Annotated in this window: 2 protein-coding genes; both read left to right on the top strand. The window is 36.4% G+C overall.

Features of this window, described 5'->3' with window-relative positions:
- Positions 1-78: 78 nt before the first annotated feature.
- Complete coding sequence (locus AB5123_RS14080) at positions 79-1,248, top strand: hypothetical protein (RefSeq protein ID WP_207734612.1); 1,170 nt, start codon at positions 79-81, stop codon at positions 1,246-1,248.
- Positions 1,249-1,561: 313 nt separating this feature from the next.
- Positions 1,562-2,847: hypothetical protein (locus tag AB5123_RS14075; RefSeq protein ID WP_368364976.1), on the top strand; the 1,286-nt coding region annotated here is incomplete at its 3' end.

The following is a 2,847-nucleotide window of genomic DNA, read 5'->3' as shown; positions in this document are numbered from 1 at the left end:
GCGTACAGGGACGATACTAATCGGGTCAAGACCGACGCTAAACAGACGGCGACGGAAATGAAAACAAGCAGTTTCAGTATGGACGTTGTAGACAGCGACTTTGCAGTACTGGAATTGTATAAAGATTCGTCTGCTGCGGACACGGTTATCGTAGGCGACGGTTCGGGGTACGGATTTGACGAGGGTACTTCCAAAAAGGGAAAACGTGATTGCTGGGAACAGCTTTTAGCGTCGGGAAAAACGTGGGAGCAGCTCTCTGAAAAATGGAACAAGGACGGGGTTTTTGTTGAGGATACCTTGTATGAAGCAGCTTCTGTACTGGGAATCGAGCCGAAATATATGGTTTCGGATTATGAGGATTTTGAAAGCGAAGCGGACGAGGATACAAATATTATTCCGATGTTTTTCAAAAAGAAAATTACTGATTCCAAGGTCGGCAAGAAAAAGCTTACTTTAAATGCGGCTTTTAAACAGGTTTTTGGTGAAGCTCTTGAACCGTTGGGGTTTGTTAAGGCAAAAACCAAATATCCGCATTATATACGCTTTGTTGATAACAGCTTTATTCAAATCATCGGTTTGAAGAAAGAAAGCGAAAATGTTTTTAATATAACAGCTGGAATTGCTACTATATACAGATCGGAAATTAATCTTAATTGCAGTCCGAGAATGAATTGCAATTGGATGATCGGCATTTCGGAGTTCTACAAACGTAGTCACGTATATGATTATGACGGAAAGTACAGAAGTAACATAATGAATTTTGGATTCCCAAAATTTGAAAGCGAAAGTATTATAAACGCATTTGAAAGAGCGTTAAACGAAGTTAAAAAGTGGGTTTTGCCGGAATTTGAAAAAGTACAAACATTGAGTGATGTGATAGATTATCTTTATACTTTTTATTTTTCCGGGCTCGATATTTTTGGACCTGATGTACAGTTTTACAGGCATATTGATGATCGCGACGGGTTATTTTGTTTTGAGCTTGACGACCCATATGAAATTGCCGACAGAAGAGCGAAAAATGCAATTAAACGTGCATTATATAAAGCAGAACACAATATAAACGGTTTTACAGAAGCTGACTATGTCAAATCATGTGAAGATATTAAGCAAAGCAGCAAAGAGAGGAAAGAATATATAGGTAATATTCTCAATAATAAACAACTGCATGATGAAACCATGGCAGAAATAAGACGAAGAAAAGAAAAAAATATCGGGATTCTTAGGTCATATGGGGTGGATATTTAATAACTGTTTATGGTCTTTAGAAAATGCATAAAAAGGGCTCGCAAATATCATAGTTGAAAAGCTTAATTGTGAATTTATTATCTGCCTTGACAGATTGTAGCATATAAGTGCAAACTGCGTCAACAACAAGGGCTAACGCCTGTGCTACGCACATTGTTGACCCAGCTTACACTTATATGCTTGTAGACAATTAAGGCAGAAATGGACAAATATGAACACGTTCATATTTAATTCATAGAAGCCCTTTCTATGTACTTTTTATTTGGCGAACACAAATAACCCATAAAATACAATTTTTAGGAGGATATTATATATGAAAATGAGAGGATTATTTAAAAGACTTATATGTTTTGCACTGGCAATTGGAATTATTTTACCAAATGCTTCGAACTTAATCATCAATGTATGTGCTGACGAGGCAACAATAACCCAATTGATATGGTTAGAACCAATGCCAGGTTTAAATAACGTCGAATATGATGTCATTGCAGAAGAAGAGATATATGAAGAGATAACTTATGAGACTAATTTTTATGATACAACTCATCAATCTGAGAATAATTGGTATCTGCTAAATAAATATGATTTGCTGCCGTATAACGAAATACATAAGAGGGTTCAGAAAGATATTTGGAATAATTCCAATAATAAGGTTGAAACAGGAGAGTTGAGAATTGATTATAAAAATGTAAAAGAATCGGAAAAAGGGACAAAGGGAACATATGGCTATGCAGATGTATATGAGATAAATAACGAAACTAACTACTTATGGGAGGTGAAACCACATTCATATGCAGACAAAAACAAACAAAAGGGTTTAGATCAGCTGAATAACTATATTAAAAATGGCGAGGGGAATTTTAAATGTGGAAACACTGATGGTACTAATATAGAAGATGGAGAATTTTCTTTTAGTTTGGAACTATATTGTGAACGAGGTGGAAAAACATGGACAGAAGATGTAACGTATGATGTTACCTACAGTCACCTTGAACAAGGTTTAATCATATACAATTTCCATCGTACTGCTGTTAAGAGAGATGAAAAACCAAAAGAAGAACCTGTACCAAAAGTAATACCATGGGAAAACCAGAATGGTTCTAATTCAAACAAAGATGCCAAAGATGATGGAATAGACAGAAGTAAAAGAATAACATATAATGATAAATCTAAAGACGATAATATGGCTGCTATCAAAACTGCATTGCTTATTTATGCAACATACTATGCAGCTCAACCAAGCGGAATGGATAGCGTAACAAAAACTAACCAAGCTTGTGCTGCCATGTTTGTTACAGGACAGCTTTCAACAGATGATTATCTTGAAATGTTAGAAGTATTGTATGGCGAAGAATGGCGTGAAAAATTTGAAACGGCTGCTGATAACAATGATTTTGATGACTTTGATGATTTAATGAAAGCAATGCAAGGCGAATCCGGTAATTATGACAGAGCAGGCAAAGCACAGCCGCCCCGCGATCCTCTCATAATAGACCTAGGCGAATCAGGCATAGAACTGCGCTCACTTGAACACGGTGTAAATTTTGACCTTGACAATAACGGATTTGCAGAGAAAACAGCATGGATAGGTACAGAGGA

Source organism: Ruminococcus sp. RTP21204st1_B2_RTP21204_210225 (assembly GCF_040914135.1).
GTDB lineage: Bacteria > Bacillota > Clostridia > Oscillospirales > Ruminococcaceae > Hominimerdicola > Hominimerdicola aceti.
This window is presented reverse-complemented; position numbering and strand designations above follow the sequence as displayed.